This is a genomic window from Micromonospora sp. WMMD1076 (genome assembly GCF_029581475.1).
In the GTDB taxonomy this organism is placed as follows: Bacteria; Actinomycetota; Actinomycetes; order Mycobacteriales; family Micromonosporaceae; genus Micromonospora; species Micromonospora aurantiaca.
In genome coordinates this window covers 344,196-361,708 of the sequence record NZ_CP120862.1, presented here as the reverse complement: position 1 = coordinate 361,708, position 17,513 = coordinate 344,196, and the positions used below count along the sequence as shown (strand labels likewise).

20 protein-coding genes are annotated in these 17,513 nt (G+C 73.1%); 8 read left to right on the top strand and 12 right to left on the bottom strand.

Annotated features, from left to right (window positions below):
- Positions 1-2 precede the first annotated feature (2 nt).
- Genes O7622_RS01905 through O7622_RS01895 form a run of 3 tightly spaced genes read left to right on the top strand, consistent with a single transcriptional unit; the run spans position 3 to position 1,950 of the window.
- Complete coding sequence (locus O7622_RS01905; protein ID WP_013288803.1) at positions 3-317, top strand: DUF2516 family protein; 315 nt, start codon at positions 3-5, stop codon at positions 315-317.
- Positions 314-1,201: an alpha/beta hydrolase gene (locus tag O7622_RS01900; RefSeq protein ID WP_282311581.1), complete on the top strand. Its 888-nt coding sequence runs from the start codon at positions 314-316 to the stop codon at positions 1,199-1,201. Before O7622_RS01905 ends, O7622_RS01900 begins: the two co-directional genes overlap by 4 nt.
- A gap of 11 nt (positions 1,202-1,212) precedes the next feature.
- Entirely contained in the window at positions 1,213-1,950 is a 738-nt protein-coding gene (locus O7622_RS01895; protein ID WP_282311580.1) for an alanyl-tRNA editing protein, read from the top strand.
- A gap of 1 nt (position 1,951) precedes the next feature.
- On the opposite strand, the gene O7622_RS01890 is transcribed toward O7622_RS01895, so the two are convergent.
- Positions 1,952-2,551, bottom strand: a complete 600-nt coding sequence (locus O7622_RS01890) for an ABATE domain-containing protein (protein WP_282311579.1) — start codon at positions 2,549-2,551, stop codon at positions 1,952-1,954.
- A 43-nt stretch (positions 2,552-2,594) separates the two neighbouring features.
- Here O7622_RS01890 and O7622_RS01885 point away from each other — a divergent pair, with 43 nt between their 5' ends.
- Positions 2,595-3,044: a VOC family protein gene (locus O7622_RS01885; protein ID WP_282311578.1), complete on the top strand. Its 450-nt coding sequence runs from the start codon at positions 2,595-2,597 to the stop codon at positions 3,042-3,044.
- Between the two features lie 4 nt (positions 3,045-3,048).
- Here O7622_RS01885 and O7622_RS01880 read toward each other — a convergent pair whose 3' ends face one another.
- The gene (locus O7622_RS01880) at positions 3,049-3,720 is read right to left on the bottom strand and encodes a nucleotidyltransferase domain-containing protein (RefSeq protein ID WP_282311577.1); all 672 of its coding nucleotides are present in this window, start codon (positions 3,718-3,720) and stop codon (positions 3,049-3,051) included.
- Between the two features lie 76 nt (positions 3,721-3,796).
- On the opposite strand from O7622_RS01880, the gene O7622_RS01875 reads away from it, so the two are divergent.
- Entirely contained in the window at positions 3,797-4,711 is a 915-nt protein-coding gene (locus tag O7622_RS01875; RefSeq protein WP_282311576.1) for an SDR family oxidoreductase, read from the top strand.
- On the opposite strand, the gene O7622_RS01870 is transcribed toward O7622_RS01875, so the two are convergent.
- Positions 4,702-5,694, bottom strand: coding sequence for a YafY family protein (locus O7622_RS01870; RefSeq protein ID WP_282311575.1), 993 nt, complete (start codon positions 5,692-5,694; stop codon positions 4,702-4,704). The genes O7622_RS01875 and O7622_RS01870 overlap by 10 nt on opposite strands.
- Positions 5,695-5,734: 40 nt before the next feature.
- Here O7622_RS01870 and O7622_RS01865 point away from each other — a divergent pair, with 40 nt between their 5' ends.
- On the top strand, positions 5,735-6,526 hold the full coding sequence (locus O7622_RS01865) for an EI24 domain-containing protein (protein WP_282311574.1): 792 nt from the start codon (positions 5,735-5,737) through the stop codon (positions 6,524-6,526).
- 1 nt (position 6,527) lies between these two features.
- A complete protein-coding gene (locus tag O7622_RS01860) occupies positions 6,528-7,046 on the top strand; it encodes an O-acetyl-ADP-ribose deacetylase (protein ID WP_282311573.1) in 519 nt (172 codons plus the stop codon).
- Here the strand turns inward: O7622_RS01860 and O7622_RS01855 are convergent.
- The 7 genes from O7622_RS01855 to O7622_RS01825 form a co-directional block, all read right to left on the bottom strand.
- Entirely contained in the window at positions 7,039-7,944 is a 906-nt protein-coding gene (locus tag O7622_RS01855) for a GNAT family N-acetyltransferase (RefSeq protein ID WP_282311572.1), read from the bottom strand. The genes O7622_RS01860 and O7622_RS01855 overlap by 8 nt on opposite strands.
- Before the next feature lie 123 nt (positions 7,945-8,067).
- Positions 8,068-9,075 (bottom strand): LacI family DNA-binding transcriptional regulator, encoded by a 1,008-nt coding sequence (locus O7622_RS01850; RefSeq protein WP_282311571.1) that lies wholly within the window; start codon positions 9,073-9,075, stop codon positions 8,068-8,070.
- Positions 9,076-9,094: 19 nt separating this feature from the next.
- Positions 9,095-10,462, bottom strand: a complete 1,368-nt coding sequence (locus O7622_RS01845) for a GH1 family beta-glucosidase (RefSeq protein WP_282311570.1) — start codon at positions 10,460-10,462, stop codon at positions 9,095-9,097.
- Positions 10,459-11,292 (bottom strand): carbohydrate ABC transporter permease, encoded by an 834-nt coding sequence (locus tag O7622_RS01840; protein ID WP_282311569.1) that lies wholly within the window; start codon positions 11,290-11,292, stop codon positions 10,459-10,461. Before O7622_RS01840 ends, O7622_RS01845 begins: the two co-directional genes overlap by 4 nt.
- Positions 11,289-12,278 (bottom strand): sugar ABC transporter permease, encoded by a 990-nt coding sequence (locus tag O7622_RS01835; RefSeq protein ID WP_282311568.1) that lies wholly within the window; start codon positions 12,276-12,278, stop codon positions 11,289-11,291. The genes O7622_RS01840 and O7622_RS01835 overlap by 4 nt, the downstream gene beginning before the upstream one ends.
- Positions 12,279-12,348: 70 nt before the next feature.
- Positions 12,349-13,656, bottom strand: coding sequence for an extracellular solute-binding protein (locus tag O7622_RS01830; RefSeq protein ID WP_282311567.1), 1,308 nt, complete (start codon positions 13,654-13,656; stop codon positions 12,349-12,351).
- A gap of 175 nt (positions 13,657-13,831) precedes the next feature.
- Positions 13,832-14,587 carry a maleylpyruvate isomerase family mycothiol-dependent enzyme gene (locus O7622_RS01825; RefSeq protein ID WP_282311566.1) on the bottom strand — a complete coding sequence of 252 codons (756 nt, stop codon included), beginning with the start codon at positions 14,585-14,587 and terminating at the stop codon, positions 13,832-13,834.
- Between the two features lie 70 nt (positions 14,588-14,657).
- On the opposite strand from O7622_RS01825, the gene O7622_RS01820 reads away from it, so the two are divergent.
- Complete coding sequence (locus O7622_RS01820) at positions 14,658-15,749, top strand: UDP-N-acetylmuramate dehydrogenase (RefSeq protein WP_282311565.1); 1,092 nt, start codon at positions 14,658-14,660, stop codon at positions 15,747-15,749.
- Positions 15,750-15,934: 185 nt separating this feature from the next.
- Here the strand turns inward: O7622_RS01820 and O7622_RS01815 are convergent, their stop codons facing one another.
- Complete coding sequence (locus O7622_RS01815) at positions 15,935-16,717, bottom strand: class I SAM-dependent methyltransferase (RefSeq protein ID WP_282311564.1); 783 nt, start codon at positions 16,715-16,717, stop codon at positions 15,935-15,937.
- Positions 16,717-17,481 carry an SDR family NAD(P)-dependent oxidoreductase gene (locus O7622_RS01810; protein WP_282311563.1) on the bottom strand — a complete coding sequence of 255 codons (765 nt, stop codon included), beginning with the start codon at positions 17,479-17,481 and terminating at the stop codon, positions 16,717-16,719. The genes O7622_RS01815 and O7622_RS01810 overlap by 1 nt, the downstream gene beginning before the upstream one ends.
- Positions 17,482-17,513 lie beyond the last annotated feature (32 nt).

Below are 17,513 nucleotides of genomic sequence, written 5' to 3'. Positions count from 1 at the left end.
CCATGGCCATCGCCGCGCCGATCTTCGCGTTCGCAGTCCAAGACGTGATCCAGCTGATCCTGCTCGTCTTCGCCCTGGTCGTACAGGGAGTGGCGCTGGTGCACGCGGTCACCCAGCGCGGCGACGGATTCGCCGCGCTCGGCACGCTGCCCAAGGGCGGCTGGGTCGCCATCCTGGCGGTCTGCCTGCTGCTGACCCTGCTCGGCTTCGGCCCGATCAGCCTGTTCGGACTGATCGGCATCGCTGCGGGTCTCATCTACCTGCTCGACGTGCGGCCCGGCCTGCGGGACCTGCACGACGGCCGAGGGTCCTGGTGAGAGGTTTCCGCTGGCCTCCGCCGCCGGACGGCGGTCCCCGCACCTGGGGGCCCGGCCCCGGCGCGCCCCGGACCGGGCGTCCCGCGCTGCCAGAGCCGGAGACGGAGATGGTCGCCACCCCGCACGGGGTGAGCCTGGAACGGCTGGTCACCGGCACCGGCGACCCGGTCACCGTATTCGCGCACGGGCTGGGCAGCGGCATCGCCACCACCCGCCCGTTCGGCAGCGGCGTCGCCGGGCGGCGCATCTTCTTCCAGTTCCGCGGGCACGGCCGCTCCGACTCCCCGTCCGGGCCGTGGAGCTACCTGGATCTCGCCCGCGACCTGCGAGCCGTCGCCGACCTGGGCGGCGCGACCCGGGCGTTCGGCGCCAGCCTCGGCGCGGGCGCGCTCTGCCGGCTGCTCGCGGAGAGCCCGGAACGCTTCGAGAGACTCGTCTTCTTCCTGCCCGCCGTGCTGGACACGCCGCGCGGCGAGGTGGCACGCGCCCGGCTCACCGGCCTGCTCGACGCCGTGGCCGAGGGCGACGCCTCGGCACTGGCCGACGCGGTGTCGCTGGAGCTGCCGCCGCCGGTGCGCAACACCCCGGCCGGGTGGGCGTACCTGCGTCAGCGGCTCGACCAGTTGCTGCGCGACGGGCTCGCGCCGGGGCTGGCCGACCTGCCCGCCCAGGCCCCGCTCGACGACGCCGGGTCGCTCGCCGCGGTCACCGCGCCGGCCCTGGTCATCGCCGCCGCCGAGGACGACCTGCACCCGGTCGCCGTCGCCGAACGGCTCGCCGCCGCGCTCCCGAACGCCACACTGCACGTGTACGACCGGCCCGGTGTGCTCTGGACCGAGCGCGCCGATCTGCGGGAGCGCGTCTCGGAGTTCCTGAACGGGTAACGTCGGCGCCCATGGGCGTCACACACCACGGCCGTACGCACCGGCTCGACCTCGCCGACCCGACCCTGCGCGAGTGGACCTGCCGGGTGCTGGCGGCCGATCCCGAGCAGGGCATCGTGCTGGACCGGTCCGCGTTCTACCCGGGCGGCGGCGGGCAGCCGCCGGATCACGGGGTGCTGCTCTGGCAGGGCGTACAGACCCGGATCGTCGGCACCCGCAAGGGCGACGACCTCTGGCTGGTCCCGGACGAGGGTGACCCGCTGCCGCCGGTCGGCACCGAGGTCGTCGGCGCGGTCGAGGACGGGCGCCGGACCATGCTGATGCGTACCCACTCCGGGCTGCACGTGCTCTGCGGCGTGGTGTTCCGCGACTTCGGCGCGCTCGTCACGGGCGGCAACATGGAGCCGGGCGAGGCGCGGATGGACTTCAACCTCCCCGAGGTGCCGCCGGACTTCAAGGTCCGCATCGAGGAACTGGTGAACGCCGAGGTGGCCGCCGACCGGTCGGTGGCGGTGCGGGTGCTGCCGCGCGCCGAGGCGCTGGCCCTGCCGGACATCATCCGCACCCAGTCGAACCTGATCCCGCCGGAGGAGCAGGAGGTGCGGATCGTCGACATCGTCGGGCTGGACGTGCAGGCCGACGGCGGCACGCACGTGGCCTCCACCGCCCAGATCGGCAAGGTCCAGGTGGTCAAGGTGGAGAGCAAGGGACGGGCCAACCGCCGGGTACGCGTGCGCCTGGCGGACTGAGTCACCCGGGCGCGCGCCGGGACCGCAGGGCGCGCGCCTTCTGCCGGTTGCCGCAGCGTTCCATCGCGCACCAGCGGCGCTGCCCCGGCCGAGAGGTGTCCACGAAGACCAGTTGGCAGTCGTGCGCGCCGCACTCCCGGATCCGGGCCGCGTGCGGGCCGGTGAGCAGGTCGACCGCGTCCCGGGCGAACGTCGCGACCACCTGCGCGCCGGTCAGCGGCGTACGCCAGGACCGGCTGCCGTCGGGACCGGCCTGCGGGCTCAGCGGCAGCCCGGCCGCCGCGTCGTTCACCACGGCCAGGTCCGCGTCGGGCGGGGTCTCGTCGCGGGTTCGCGCCTGCGTCACCCGCCAGAGCGCGTCGCGCAGCCGACGGGCGGCGGCCAGGTCGTCCGCGTCGACTGTGACGGCGGCGGGGTCGAGGCGCAGCCGGGACGCGGCCAGCCAGCCCGCGAGGTCGTCCGGCCGGTGCAGCATCTCGTAGCGGGCGAACGCGCCGGGACCGCCGGTGGTCAGCAGTTCCAGGCAGAGCGTCCCCGGGTCGAAGCGGTATCGGGTGCCTTCGGGACTGATCAGGGTGAGTCCGCTTGCGCCTTCCGTCATGTAACCACTATAACTGGTTACATCAGCTGACCACGGAGGACACATGGCGCGGGACTGGAAACTCGTCATCGACTGTGCCGACCCGATCGGGCTGGCCCGCTTCTGGGCCGAGGCGCTCGGCTACCAGGTCGAGGACAACAGCGTGCTCATCGAACGGCTGGCCGCCGCCGGTGCGGTGCCACCGGAGGCGTACGTCGAGGTGGACGGCCGCAAGGCGTGGCGCGAGCTGGCGGCGGTACGACACCCGGACGACCCGGTCGACCCGGTCAGCGGCAGCGGGCTGGGCCGGCGGTTCCTGTTCCAGGCCGTCCCCGAGCCCAAGCGGGTGAAGAACCGCCTCCACGTCGACCTGCACGTCGGGCCGGAGGGGCGGGCGGCCGAGGTGAGGCGGCTGACCGCGCTCGGCGCGACGGTGCTGGCCGAGGTCGCCGAGCGGGGCAGCGAGCACACCACGATGGCCGACCCGGAGGGCAACGAGTTCGACGTGCAGTGACCGCTCACCGCGGCAGGTACGCCGCCCGGACGGCGAGCAGCCAGCGTTCCACGGTCTCCTCGTCCGGGCGGTCCGGCAGCGGCGAGCGGAGCCGGTCGAACTCCGCCTCGGTGTCCGCCACCAGGGCCTGCGCCTCGTCCAGCGCACCACCGGCGACCCGCTCGCCGAACGCGCGGAACCACTCCGGGTCGGCGAGGCGGATCTCCAGCACGCCCGTCGCGTACAGCGCCCGGCCCTGGTGCAGCAGCCGGGCCAGGTGCCGGGCGTGCTTCGCCGAGCGCCGCCGCCCGCCGCTGTCCGCCGGGGCGGCGGCGAGCTTGCGGAACTGCTGCGAGGCGTACCCGAGGTAGGCGTCACGGACCCGCGGCGCGCTCAGGAACGCCGACCGGATCGCGATCAGCTCCTCGCCGAGCCCGGTGCGGGTCTCGTAGCAGTCGTCGGGCAGCCACATCAGCTCGGTGGCGGTCGGGTTGCCGCTCAGCGCCAGCAGCGCGTACTTGCGCGCCTCGTGCAACGTGACGTCCGGTTCGGTCGTCACCACCGACTCGCGGGGCGGGCGCAGGCCGTGGAACGCGACTGTGGGCGCGGCGAACACGCCGATCCGGTCGGTGTCCGAGCCGGGACCGGCCAGCCCGTACGCGACCGAGCCGACGATCCCGGACAGCAGGAGGTGCATACCGGTGATGATCGCCCATCCGGCTCTCTCGGGAAACCGGACTTCCGCTGTCAGGTATCGGTGACACGGTGATCCCATGAACTCACCACTGACCGGGACCGTCGCGCTCGTCGCGGGCGCGACCCGGGGCGCCGGCCGGCAGATCGCCGTGCAGCTCGGCGCCGCCGGGGCCACCGTCTACGCCACCGGCCGCACCACCCGCGGGCGCCGCTCCGAGATGGACCGGCCGGAGACCATCGAGGAGACCGCCGAGCTGGTCACCGCCGCCGGGGGCACCGGGATCGCCGTCGCGGTCGACCACCTGGACCCCGAGCAGGTACGCGGCCTGGTCGAGCGGATCGACGCCGAGCAGGGCCGCCTGGACGTGCTGGTGAACGACGTCTGGGGCGCGGACCCGCTGATCACCTGGGAGAAGCCGGTCTGGGAGCAGCCGCTCGACGCCGGTTTCCGCACGCTGCGGCTGGCTGTCGACACGCACATCATCACCAGCCACTTCGCGCTGCCGCTGCTGATCCGCAACCCGGGTGGCCTGGTCGTCGAGGTCGGCGACGGCACCAAGGAGCACAACGACAGGGAGTACCGCCTGTCGGTCTTCTACGACCTGGCCAAGGTGTCGGTGAACCGGCTCGGCTTCAGCCAGGCGCACGAGCTGGCCCCGCACGGCTGCACCGCCGTCGCGCTCACGCCGGGCTGGCTGCGCTCGGAGGCGATGCTCGAACACTACGGCGTCACCGAGGCCACCTGGCGCGACGCCGCGAAGACCGAACCGCACTTCGTCATGTCGGAGACGCCGGCGTTCGTCGGGCGCGCGGTCGCCGCCCTGGCCGCCGACCCGGACCGGGCCCGCTGGAACGGCCAGTCGCTGGACAGCGGCGGCCTGTCCCAGGTGTACGGCTTCACCGACGTCGACGGCAGCCGCCCGCACTGGGCCCGCTACTACGAGGAGGTGGTCAAGCCGGGCAAGCCGGCCGACCCCGACGGCTACCGCTGACCGTCTGACGGCGGATCGGTGTAGAGCGCCGCCGCGCGGCGGGCCGCCTCGGCGAAGCGCGCCCGCAGCTGCGGCGGCGCCAGCACCTCCGCCTCCGGGCCGAGCGCCAGCAACTGGCCGTACGCGACGTCGACCGACTCGACAGGCAGCCGCAGCACCAGCCGGCCCTGCTCGTCCGGCGGCCCGGCCGCGTCCACCGCCTCGGTGTAGACGAACGGCGCGTCCACCAGATGCCGCAGCATCCGCAACCCGGCCGGGCCCAGCCGCACCGTCACCCGCTCCCGCAGCAGCTCGCGCAGGAACGCGCCCGCCTGCCCCCGCCAGTACGCCCCGAGGTCGAAGTCCTCGTCCCGGTCGAACCCGTCGGTGCCCACCTCGACCGCCACCACCCGGTCCACCCGGTACGTCCGCCAGGCGTCACCGACCCGGGCGACCAGATACCAGACCCCGTTCTTCAGCACCAGCCCGTACGGCGCCAGCCTGCGGGTCACCTCCCGGTCCCCGCGCCGGTAGCGCAGCTCCACCATCAGGTCCCGCCAGACCGCCCGGGCCAGCTCGGCGAGGGCCGGCGGCGGCGCGGTCTCCCGGAACCAGCCGGGCACGTCCAGATGGAACCGCTGCCCGGTACGCGCGGGCGCGTCCCGCAGGCTCGGCGGCAGCGCGGCGAGCACCTTCAGCTCGGCGGCGGCCACCGAGTCGGCCAGTCCCATGTCCCCTGCGGGCCCGGGCAGCCCGGCCAGGAACAGCGCCCCGGCCTCGTCCCGGCTCAACCCGGTCAGCCGGGTCCGGTAGCCGCCGAGCAGCCGGTAGCCGCCGGCCCGGCCGCGGTCCGCGTACACCGGGACACCGGCGGCGGAGAGCGCCAGCACGTCCCGGTAGACGGTCCGCTCGGACACCTCCAGCTCGCGGGCCAGCTCGGCGGCGGTCATCGCCTCCCGCGACTGGAGCAGCAGCACAAGCGAGATCAGCCGGGACGCACGCACAGGCCCATTGTGGTGCACCGGCGGATTAGGCTGTGCCGTCGTGAACGCCTCCCGTACCGTCGCGCCCGTCACCGGCGCGGCCACCCGCTTCCTCGGCGGCGCCGGGCTGCTGCTGCGCGGCTTCGGCATGTACGTCCGCAGCCCGAAGCTGATGCTGCTCGGCGTGATCCCGGCGCTGATCACCGGCGCGCTCTACGTGGCCCTGTTCGCCACGCTGCTCTACTTCGTCGACGACCTGGCGGGCTGGCTCACCCCGTTCGCCGACGACTGGTCGTCGCCCTGGCGCGGGCTGCTACGGGTCGCCGCCGGGCTGGCGGTGGTCGGGGTCGCCGGGCTGGTCGGGGTGCTCACGTTCACCGCCGTCACGCTGGTCATCGGCGACCCGTTCTACGAGGCGATCTCCGAGCGGGTCGAGGACCGCCTCGGCGGCACCCCCGGCGCCGTGGACGTGCCGTTCTGGTCCTCGCTGCGGCGCAGCCTCGCCGACTCGCTGCGCCTGGTGGCGCTGTCCGTGCTGATCGGCGTACCCCTGTTCGCCGCCGGTTTCATCCCGGTGGTGGGACAGACGGTGGTCCCGGTGGTCGGTGCCCTGGTGGGTGGCTGGTTCCTGGCGCTGGAGCTGGTCGGCGCGCCGTTCTACCGGCGCGGGATGCGGCTGCCGGACCGGCGGGCGCGGCTGCGGGCCGACCGGCCGGCGGCGCTCGGCTTCGGGGTGGCGGTCTTCCTGTGCTTCCTGATCCCGCTCGGCGCGGTGCTGGTCATGCCGGCCGCCGTCGCCGGCGCCGCGCTGCTGGCCCGCCGCTCGCTGGGCCAGCCCGTCGAGGAGAGCTGAGATGGATACCGTGCTGATCGAGGGGGACATCACCGCGCAGCAGGTCGACGCGGTGGTCAACGCCGCCAACTCGTCACTGCTCGGCGGCGGGGGAGTGGACGGCGCGATCCACCGGCGCGGCGGGCCGGCGATCCTGGCGGAGTGCCGGGCCCTGCGCGCCTCCCGCTACGGGCGCGGGCTGCCCACCGGCCAGGCGGTCGCCACCACCGCCGGCAATCTGCCCGCGCGCTGGGTGGTGCACACCGTCGGCCCGGTCTTCGCGCCGGGCGAGGACCGGTCCGCGCTGCTGCGCGACTGCTACGCCAACAGCCTGCGCGTCGCCGACGGGCTGGGCGCGACCCGGATCGCGTTCCCGCTGATCTCCGCCGGGATCTACGGCTGGCCGGCCGAGGACGCGGTGGCGCAGGCGCTCACAGTGCTGCGCGCGGCTACCCCGGAGCACGTCACCGAGGCCCGGCTGGTGCTGTTCGGCGCGGACACGTACGCCACGGCGGTGCGGGTGGCCGCCGGGCTCAGCTGAGCGTGCGCCGGCACGACCACTGGCTGTCCACCGGCCGGTAGCCGAGCCGCTCGTTCACCGCCAGCATCGGCGCGTTCGCCTCGTCGTTCGAGGTGTACGCGGTGCGTACCCCGCGCGCCGCGGCGGCGTGCAGCGCGGCCTGCTTGGCCAGCCGGGCCAGCCCTCGCCCCCGGTACGCGGGCAGCGTGCCGGTGAAGTCCGACCACATCCGGTCGCCGTCCCGCTTCACCAGGCTGAGTGCGACCAGCTCGCCGTCCACCTCGGCGAGCGTGCTGGCCTCCCGGTCCAGCCCCGGGTTGTCCCAGCACTCGTGCCGCCACAGTTCGAAGTCGAGCGAGTCCGTCGGCACGTCGCCCGGCTCGTCCCGGGACGCCTCGGCGTCGACCCGGTGCACCTGGCGCGGGTCGAGCCCGGCGGCGGACACCAGCCGTACGCCCGGAGGCGGCTGCGGCATCGGCGGGGCGGTGCTCAGGTCCAGCGCCGAGTAGCGCAGCTCTCGGCTGGGCGTGAAGCCGTGCCGCTGCGCGAACGGCAGCGACTCGGTACGCGCATGGGTCAGCACCCGGGTGGTCCCGAGCGTCCGCAGGTGGTCGAGCGCGGTCTCGAACAGCGAGGTGCCGGTGCCCCGGCGGCGATGTTCCGGGTGCACGTGCAGCAGGGAGATCTCGCCCACGCCGGGCGTCGACGTCTGCGTGTTGCGGTACGCCGACACCCAGCCCGCGACCTGTCCGTCCGCCTCGGCGACCCAGGCCGCCCAGTCCTCGCCGGCCGGTGGTTCGGCGATCATCCGGCGGGTCGACTCGACCCCACGCACCAGGTACGGGTAGACGAGCGCGCGCAACGCCACCACTGCGGGCGCGTCCTCGGCACGGGCGGGACGGATCTCGGCTCCACTCATCCGGCGGACCCTAGCCCCGCCGCCGTCCGCACCGCGACCGGTTAACGCGCGGCGGGCTGTCACCCGGCGGGCTGTTAAGAGGGGCCCCCTCCTCTACCTGAGGCGTTAAGAGGGGGCCCTTCCTTACGCGGACTCGCGCCGCACCAGCTCGGTCGGCAGCATCAGCGCCTGCTCGACGTCCTCGCCCGCGGCGATCCGCAGCAGTTGCCGGGTCATCGACCGGCCCAGCTCCACTATCGGCTGCCGCACGGTGGTCAGCGGCGGCTCGGTGTAGGCGGCCGTCTCGATGTCGTCGAACCCGATCACCGCCACGTCCTCGGGCACCCGCCGCCCGGACTCCCGCAGCGTCCGCAGGGCGGCGTGCGCCATCAGGTCGGAGGCGGCGAACACGGCGTCCAGTTCCGGGTCGGCGGCGAGCAGCTCGCGCATCGCGGCGGTGCCGGACTCCCGGGTGAAGTCGCCGTACGCGACCAGCTCCGGCAGCCCGGCGCCGGTGATCGCGTTGCGGTAGCCGATCAGCCGCTCGATCCCGGCGACCATGTCCTGCGGCCCGGCGATGGTGGCGATGCGCCGCCGTCCGCCCGCGATCAGGTGCTGGACCGCGATGCTCACGCCGCCGGTGTGGTCGACGTCCACGTACGGCACGTCGGCGCCGTCGAGCGGCCGACCGCTGCACACCACCGGGATGCCGAGGCGGGCCAGTCGGCCGGGCAGCGGGTCCTCGCCGTGCAGCGAGGCGAACAGCACCCCGTCGACGTGCCGGCCGGTGGTGTACCGCTCGACCCGTTCGTGCCCGGCCGGCGACCCGGCGAGCATCAGGACGAGCTGCTTGTCCGCCGCCTCCAGCTCCTGTGCCGCGCCCCGGATGATGCCCGGGAACACCTGGTCGTCGGAGAAGACCCGGGTGGCCGCCTCGGGCAGCACCAGCGCGATCGAGTCGGTCCGCTGGGTGACCAGGCTGCGGGCGGCGAGGTTCGGGACGTACCCGAGTTCCTCGACCGCACGGCGTACCGCCTGCCGGATCGGCTCGGCGACTGTGGTCGAGCCGTTCACCACCCGGGAGACGGTGGCCCGGGACACGCCGGCCAGCCGGGCCACCGCCTCCAGGGTCGGTCGCTGTGCCGTCGTCATCCCCGTTACCACCACCTCGTCACAGCCCGTTCCGGGCGATCACCTCCTGGTACCAGCGGGCACTGTGCTTTGGTGTGCGCCGCTGGGTCAGGTAGTCGACGTGGACGATCCCGAACCGCTTCCGGTAACCCTCGGCCCATTCGAAGTTGTCCAGCACCGACCATACGAGATAGCCGCGCAGGTCCACGCCGCGGGCGATGGCTTCGTGCGCCGCCCGCAGGTGTCCGTCGAGGTAGGCGACCCGGTCGGCGTCGGCCACTCCGCCCGGCTCGTCGAGGTCGGTGTCCGGGAACGCCCCGCCGTTCTCGGTGATCATCAACGGCAGCCCGGGATAGTCGGCCGCCACGCGTTCCAGCAGCCGGGTCAGCCCGGCCGGCTCGATCGACCAGCCCATCTCGGTCAGCGGCCCGGCCGGCGGCAGGAACTCGACCGCCCCGGCGGTACCCGGGTACGCGGCACCTCCCGTACCGTCTGCCCGCCCGGCCACGTAGGTGGGTGCGTAGTAGTTCAGGCCGAGCAGGTCCAGCGGCGCGGCGATCAGCTTCTCGTCCCCGTCCCGGACGAAGTCCGGCGCGACGATCCGGCTGACGTGGGCCAGCACGTCCGCCGGGTAGCCGCCGCCGGTGAGCGGGTCCAGGAAGATCCGGTTGTGCAGGCCGTCGACCAGCCGGACCGCCTCGGCGTCAGCGGCGCTGCCCGCGTCGGCCGGCTGCACGTCGGCCAGGTTGAGCGTGATCCCGAGCGTCTCCGCGCCGGCCGCGCGCAGCGCCCGCGCCGCCAGGCCGTGGCCGAGCAGCAGATGGTGTACGGCCCGGAACGCGGCACCGGCGTCGCGGCGCCCCGGCGCGTGCACGCCCGAGCCGTACCCCAGGTAGGCCGAGCACCACGGCTCGTTGAGCGTCGTCCAGGTGCGCACCCGGTCGCCGAGACGGCCGTGCACGGCGAGCGCGTACTCGGCGAAGTGCTCGGCGGTCTCCCGGACCGTCCAGCCGCCCCGGTCCTCCAGCGCCTGCGGCAGGTCCCAGTGGTAGAGCGTGACGATCGGGTCGAGGCCGGCGTCCAGCAGCGCGTCGGTCAGCCGGTCGTAGAAGTCGAGCCCGCGCGGCTCGACCGGCCCGGTGCCGTCCGGCCGCACGCGGGGCCAGGACACCGAGAACCGGTACGCCCGCAGTCCCAGGTCGGCCATCAGCGCGACGTCCTCGGCGTACCGGTGGTAGTGGTCGCAGGCCACGTCGCCGGTGTGGCCCTGGAACACGGCGCCCGGCGTACGGCTGAAGGTGTCCCAGATCGACGGGCCGCGACCGTCGTCGCGGGCGGCGCCCTCGATCTGGTACGCGGCGGTGGCCCCGCCCCAGACGAAGCCCTCCGGGAATCGGACGTTGCTCATGCCTTGACCGCACCTTCCATGATGCCGCCGATGATCTGGCGGCCGAAGACGACGAACACCAGCAGCAGCGGCAGCGTGGCGATGGCCGTGCCGGTGAACACCTGCGACATGTCCTGGTAGTACCCGTCGGAGAGGGCCCGCAGCGACAGCTGCACCGTCGGGTTCTCCGGGTCGTTCAGCACCGCGTACGGCCACAGGAAGTCGTTCCAGGTGGTCATGAACGTGAGCAGGCCGAGAACGGCGGCGGCCGGGCGCAGCGCGGGCAGCACCACGTTCCAGTAGATCCGCGCGGTGTTGCAGCCGTCCATCCGGGCCGCCTCGATCAGCTCGGTGCTGACCGCCTGGCCGGCGTACTGGCGCATCATGAACACCCCGAAGCCGGTGACCAGCGCCGGCACGATCACGGCGGGCAGCCGGTCGTTCCAGTTCAGCTTCGTCATCAGCAGGTAGAGCGGGATCACGCCGAGCTGGGTGGGGACCATCATGGTGGCGACGATGACCAGCAGCAGCGCGTTGCGCCCGCGGAAGCGCAGCTTCGCGAACGCGAACCCGGCCAGCGTGGAGAAGAACACCACCGAGATCGTCACGGTGGTGGCCACGACGGCCGAGTTGATCAGGCCGGTCAGGAAGTACGCGTCGGTGTTGTCGAACAGCCGGGCGATGTTGGCGCCGAGGTTGCCGCCGGGGGTGAGCGGCGGCGGCACCTGCCCCATCGTGTCGCTGGTCCGGCTGGCCACCACGAACATCCAGTAGATCGGGAAGATCGACAGGACGGCCGAGAGCGTCAGCGCCAGGTAGGTGAGCCGGCTTGCCGACCAGAGTCGGGTCATCGGGAGACCTCCTTGCGGGAGCCGCCGCCGAGCCGGCGCAGGAGCAGGACGTTGATCGCCGCGACCACAGCGATGAGTGCGAACAGCAGCCAGGCGACCGCCGAGCCGTAGCCGAAGTTGTAGTGCGGCGCGAAGGCGTTCTCGAACATGTACATGGTCACCGTCTGCGACTCCCGCAGCGGCCCGCCGCGGATCGCGTTGGTGCCGGAGTTGAACATTCGCGGCTCGGTGAAGAGCTGGAGGCCGCCGATGGTGGAGATGATGACCGCGAAGATGATCGTCGGCTTGAGCAGCGGCACCGTGATGGACCAGAACTGGCGGGCCCGGCCGGCGCCGTCGATCGCCGCCGACTCGTACAGGTCGCGGGGGATGGCCTGCATGGCGGCCAGGAAGATCAGCGCGTTGTAGCCGGTCCAGCGCCAGTCGACCATCGTGGAGATGGCGACCCATGCGGCGAACCGGTTCGCCTTCCAGTCGATCGCGTTGATCCCGACGTGGTCGAGCAGCCAGTTGATCATGCCGAAGTCGCGGCCGAACAGCACCGCGAACACGATCGCCACGGCGGCGGTCGAGGTGACGTTCGGGATCAGCACGGCCATCCGCCAGGTGGTACGGGCGCGCAGCTGCCGGTTGAGCAGGTTGGCCAGCCAGAGCGCGGCCAGCAGCTGGGGGACCGTGGAGATCACGAAGATGCCCAGCGTGTTGACCACCGAGTGCCAGAAGTCCGAGTCGGCGAGCAACTGGGTGTAGTTGTCGAAGCCGATGAACGGGTGCTCGGCGCCGAGCAGGTCCCAGTCGTGCAGCGAGACCCAGAACGTGTACGCCAGCGGGTACGCCCCGAAGACGCCGAACAGCAGGAAGAACGGGGCGATGAACAGGTACGGCGAGTATTTGGTGTCGATCCGGCTGAGCCGGTTGCCCAGGCCGGGACGGGTGGGGCGGGGTGCCGGTGCGACCGGCGGGCGGGCGTCGAGCTGGACGGCCATGACCCGGGACTCCTTTCCGCCGTGCGGGCGGCCCCCGTGGCCGGGTGGCCGCCCGCACGCGCTGCTCGGGTTACTTGGCGGCGGCCTTCTCGGCGTTGGCGACCGCGTCGGTCCAGCCCTGCTCCGGGGAGCGCTTGCCCAGCTCCACGCTGCGGACGGCGTTCTCGACCTCGGTGCGTACGGCCTGGTTCTTCGGTCCCATGTAGACCGGCTTCAGGCTCTTGGCGCCCTCGGCGAAGATCTTCCCGACCGGCGCATCGGAGAAGTAGGCGTTCTTCGAGTCGATGATCGCCGGGTCCTCCAGCGCCTGCGGGGACGAGGGCAGCGGCCCCTTCGCCTTGAACGCGCCGATCTGACCCTTGGCGCTGGTCAGGAACTTGGCCAGCTCGATCGCCTCGGCCTGGTGCTTGCTCTGCTTCGGCACGGCGAGGAACGAGCCGCCCCAGTTGCCGCCGTTGCCGGGAACCTGGGCGATGTCCCACTTGCCCTTGGCGCCCGCGCCGGCGTTGCCCTCGATCACGCCGGTCATCCAGGCCGGGCAGGCGATGGTGGCGAACTTCGACTGCTTGAACGCCGACACCCACTCCTCGGACCAGGAGCCGTACTTGCCGGACAGCCCCGAGTCGATGATGTCCATCGTGGTGTCGTACGCCTGCTTCACCGCCGGGTTGCTGCCCACGACGAGGTTGTTGCCGGTGTCGTAGTAGCTGTAGCCGCTGCTGTTGCCGGCGGTCTGGAGCACGATCGTGTTGAACGTGTTCGTCGCGGCGTCCAGGAACGAGGCGCCCGTCTTCTTCGCGGTGAACTGCTCGCCGACCTTGATGTAGTCCTGCCAGGTGGGCCAGAGCTTGGACACCGCGTCGCGGTCGGTGGGCAGGCCGGCCTTGGCGAACAGGTCCTTGCGGTAGCACATCGCCATGCCGCCGACGTCGGTGCCGAGGCCGATGAGCTGCTTGCCGTCGGCGGTGAGCCCCTGGTTCCACTTCCAGTCGAGGAAGTTGCCCTTCAGGTCGGCCGCGCCGTGGTCGAGCAGGTTGACGAAGTTCTGCGGGTTGGCCTTGTACTCGACGAGCAGGCCCTCCTCGATGGCCACCACGTCACCGGCGCCCTTGCCCGCGGCGAGCCACTGGGTGAGCTTCGGGGAGTACTCGTCGAGGTTGCCGCCGGTGCCCCGCTCGACGATCTTCACGCCGGGGTGGCTGGCCATGTACTCCTGGTAGAGATCGGCGTAACCGAACTGGCCGAAGACGTCGACGGTGAGCGTTATCGGCCCGTCGGCGGCGGTATCGTCGCCGCCGCCGCAGGCGGTGGTGCCGAGCAGTGCGGTGGCGGCCACCAGGGCCACCGCCGCCAGGCGGCGGCGCGTGAAGGTGAGCATGCTGTCCTGACCTCTCGGGTCGTCGAAACGGGTGGTGGAAGGCGGTTCCGGAACTTAGAGAGCGCTCTCACGACAGCGTGGTGGAGGGTCGTGGACGTTGTCAAGAGAGCGCTCTCAGAGGTGTCCGAAAAGAAGGAGAGGGGCGACTGTCGCCCCTCTCCGTCCGTGCCCTTCGTCAGCCGACCCGCAGGCCGCCCAGCAGGGCACGGTCGCCCGCCACGTCCAGCGCGTCGAAGCTGATCCGGCCCATCAGCGCCAGCAGCAGATCGCTCGCCGTGCCGGCCACCTGCGCCCGCGCGCGGTGGTCGTCGTGGTCGAGGATCGTCGCGGTGTCCAGCAGCGCGACCCCCTCACCCCGCAGCCGCAGGTACCACTCCTGCGCGGCATCGGTCGCGTTCAGCTGCACCACGCCGCGCCACTGCCCGGCATGCACCCGCCGTCCCGCCGGCAGCCAGGTGTCCAGCACCTCACTCACCCCGTCGGCCGCGAGCTTCGCCTCGATCGGATCACCCGCACCGATCGCGAGCTGGGCGTCCCAGCGGTGCACAGCCGTCTCGTGCGCCAGCCGGCGAGGCCAGAAGACCGCCTTCTTCGGCTGCGGCGCGAAGTTCCAGGCCGGCGCCTCCGGGTCCGTCGACTCCAGCAGCGCGCTGATCCGCTCGTACTCCTGCGTGTACCACTGCGCCGCGGTCAGGCCCGCCGGGGGCTCCGGGTCGTGCCGCTCCGGGCGGGTCGCGATGCCCGCGGTCAGCACTGTGCCCGCCCAGGCGTACGCGCGCGTCAGGTGATGAGCGAGATCGGTGACAGTCCAGCCGGGACAGGACAGCACGGGTGTCTCGGGCGGCGCCTCCGCCACCGCCGTGGCGAAGGCGGGGCCCCCCGTGCGCAGCGCGCCGATCCAGAAGTCCTTCGTGTGGTGCAGTCTGCTCATCGCCATCCTCCCGGGGGTGACCGGGCCACCAGTGGGTGCTCCGGCTACCCCTCAGCCTAGGGTGAAAGGCGTGTCAGACGTCTACGCCGAACCGGCTACTGCCGGTGAACCGACCGATCCGGCCACCCTGGCGCGCTACACCACGCTCCGGCTCGGCGGACCCGCCGGGCGGCTGGAGACCGCCGAGGACGCCACCCAGATCGTACTGAAGGTGCAGGAAGCGGAAGCCCGAGAGCAGGCCGTGCTGGTGCTGGCGGGCGGCAGCAACGTCGTGATCGGCGACCAGGGCTTCCCCGGCACCGTCGTGCTCGTCCGCTCCCGGGGGTTCCGGACCGTCGCCGAGGACGGCGACACCGTCACGGTACGTGTCGAAGCCGGCGAGCCGTGGGACGACCTCGTCGCAGCCACCGTCGAGCGCGGCTGGTCCGGGCTGGAGTGCCTCTCCGGCATCCCCGGATCGGCCGGCGCGACCCCGATCCAGAACGTCGGCGCGTACGGCCAGGAGGTCGCCGAGACGATCGTCGCAGTCGAGGCGTACGACCGGACGGAGCGCCGGGTGGTCCGGATCCCGGCGGCCGAGTGCGGGTTCGTCTACCGGGGCAGCATCTTCAAGTACAGCGACCGCTGGGTGGTGCTCACCGTCGACTTCCGGCTCACCCGGTCCCCGCTGTCCGGCCCGGTCCGCTACGCCGAGCTGGCCCGGGCGCTCGGCGTCGAGGTGGGGAACCGGGTGCCGCTCGCCGACGCCCGCGCCACCGTGCGGAGACTGCGCGCCGGCAAGGGCATGGTGCTGGACACGGCCGACCCGGACACCTGGTCGGTGGGCTCGTTCTTCACCAATCCGGTGCTGCCGGGCGAGGTGTTCGAGCAGGTACGGGAACACGCCGCCGACCTGGGGGAGCCGCCGAACTGGCCGGGCGCCGACGGGGCGGTGAAGGTCAGCGCGGCGTGGCTGATCGACAAGGCCGGGTTCGGCAGGGGGTACGAGGGCCCGGAGGGCGTCGCCATCTCCAGCAAGCACACGCTGGCGCTCACGAACCGTTCCGGCACCGCCAGTACGGCCGCACTGGTGGCGCTGGCGCGCGAGATCCGCGACGGCGTGGAGTCCCGCTTCGGCGTGACCCTCCACCCCGAGCCGGTCCTCATCAACTGCACCATCTGACCCCCTGCCACCTCCCCCGTCCCGCGCCCCCGCAGCCCCCGCGCCCCTCCCGGCCCCGCCCCACCCCCGCGATCTTGCACTTCCTGCCCTCGGGGCGTGCGGTTCAGGGCGTTTTGCCGGGGCGGCAAGTGCAAGATCACGCGCCGTGAGGGCTTGACGGGGGGCGGGGAGGGCGGGGCGGTGGGTCAGCGGGGGGCTACGGCGGGCCAGGGGAGCGTCAGGTAGCCGTGGCGCCACGTGCGGGGGGTGTCCTGGATCGGCCAGCCTGACCCCTTCGCCGCCTCGACCGTCCGCAGCCATCGCTGCCGAGGGCCGAACGGGGCGTAGCCGGCGGCCGAGCGCCACGCGTGCTCCAGCGCCTCGATCAGGTCGTGGACGCGTTCACCCGGCGCGTTGCGGTGGATGAGCGCCTTCGGCAGCCGCTCGGCGAGCGTGGCAGGGCTCTCCAGCGTGGTCAGCTTCGCCGACAGTGTGAGCGTGCGCGGGCCGGTGGCGTCGAGCAGCACCCAGGAGCCGAGCCGCCCCAGTTCGTCGCAGGTGCCCTCGACCAGCAACCCGCCCGGCGCGAGCCGCCCGGTGATCGTGTGCCAGGCGTCGGCCACCTCGCTCTCGTCGTACTGGCGGAGCACGTTGAACGCCCGCACGAGCGCGGGACGCAGTCCGGCCAGCTCGAAGCCGCCCCGGGCGAACGTCAGCCCGGGCGGGTCGGCGGCGGGGCGGGCGGCGGCCACGCGTACCGGATCGATCTCCAGGCCGACCACCCGCACGTCGGGGCGGACCCCGGCCGCGAGACGGGCCCGCAGTTCGACGGGTGTGACAGGGGTGGCGCCGTAGCCCAGGTCCACCACGAGCGGGTCGGCGGCGGCGCGCAGCGCGTCGCCGCAGGTCCCGACGATCCAGTTGTCCACCCGCCGGAGCCGGTTGGGGTTCGTCGTGCCCCGGGTGGCCACGCCGAGCGGACGCTCCATTAGGACGTCCGGTGCACCTTGTGCTGCGCGGCCTGGGCCAGCGGGCGGACCACGAGCCGGTCGATGTTCACGTGGTGCGGGCGGGTCGCGCACCAGGCGACGCAGTCGGCGACGTCGTCCGCGACGAGCGGTTCGGCGACTCCGGCGTAGACCGCCTCGGCCCGGTCGGTGTCACCGCCGAAGCGCACCAGGCCGAACTCCTCGGTCTTCACCATGCCGGGGTCGATCTCGATCACCCGGACCGGGCGCCCGCACAGTTCGAGCCGGAGCGTGCCGGCGATCGCGGTCTGCGCGTGCTTGGCGGCCGTGTAGCCGCCGCCGCCCTCGTAGACCACGTGCCCGGCGGTGGAGCTGACGATCACGATCGTGCCGGCGCCGGAGTGCTCCAGCGCCGGGAGCAGCGCCTTGGTGACGCGCAGCGTGCCGAGCACGTTGACGTCGTACATCCATTGCCAGTCGCCCACGTCGGCCGTCTCGACCGGGTCCAGGCCGCGGGCGCCGCCGGCGTTGTTCACCAGCAGCGTGACCGGCCCGGGGGCGGCCTCGGCGGCGGCGGCCAGGCCGGCGACCGACTCGTCCGAGGTCACGTCGCAGGCCACCGCCGTCGCCGCGCCGCCGGCCGCCTCGATCTCCGCCACGAGCGCGGCCAGCCGGTCGGTACGCCGGGCGGCGGCCAGCACGTGGAATCCCTCGGCGGCGAGCCGGCGGGCGGTGACCGCGCCGATCCCGCTGGACGCCCCGGTGACGATGGCGACTGAAGTCATCCGGTCATTGTCTCCCGTCGCCGGGCCGGGCG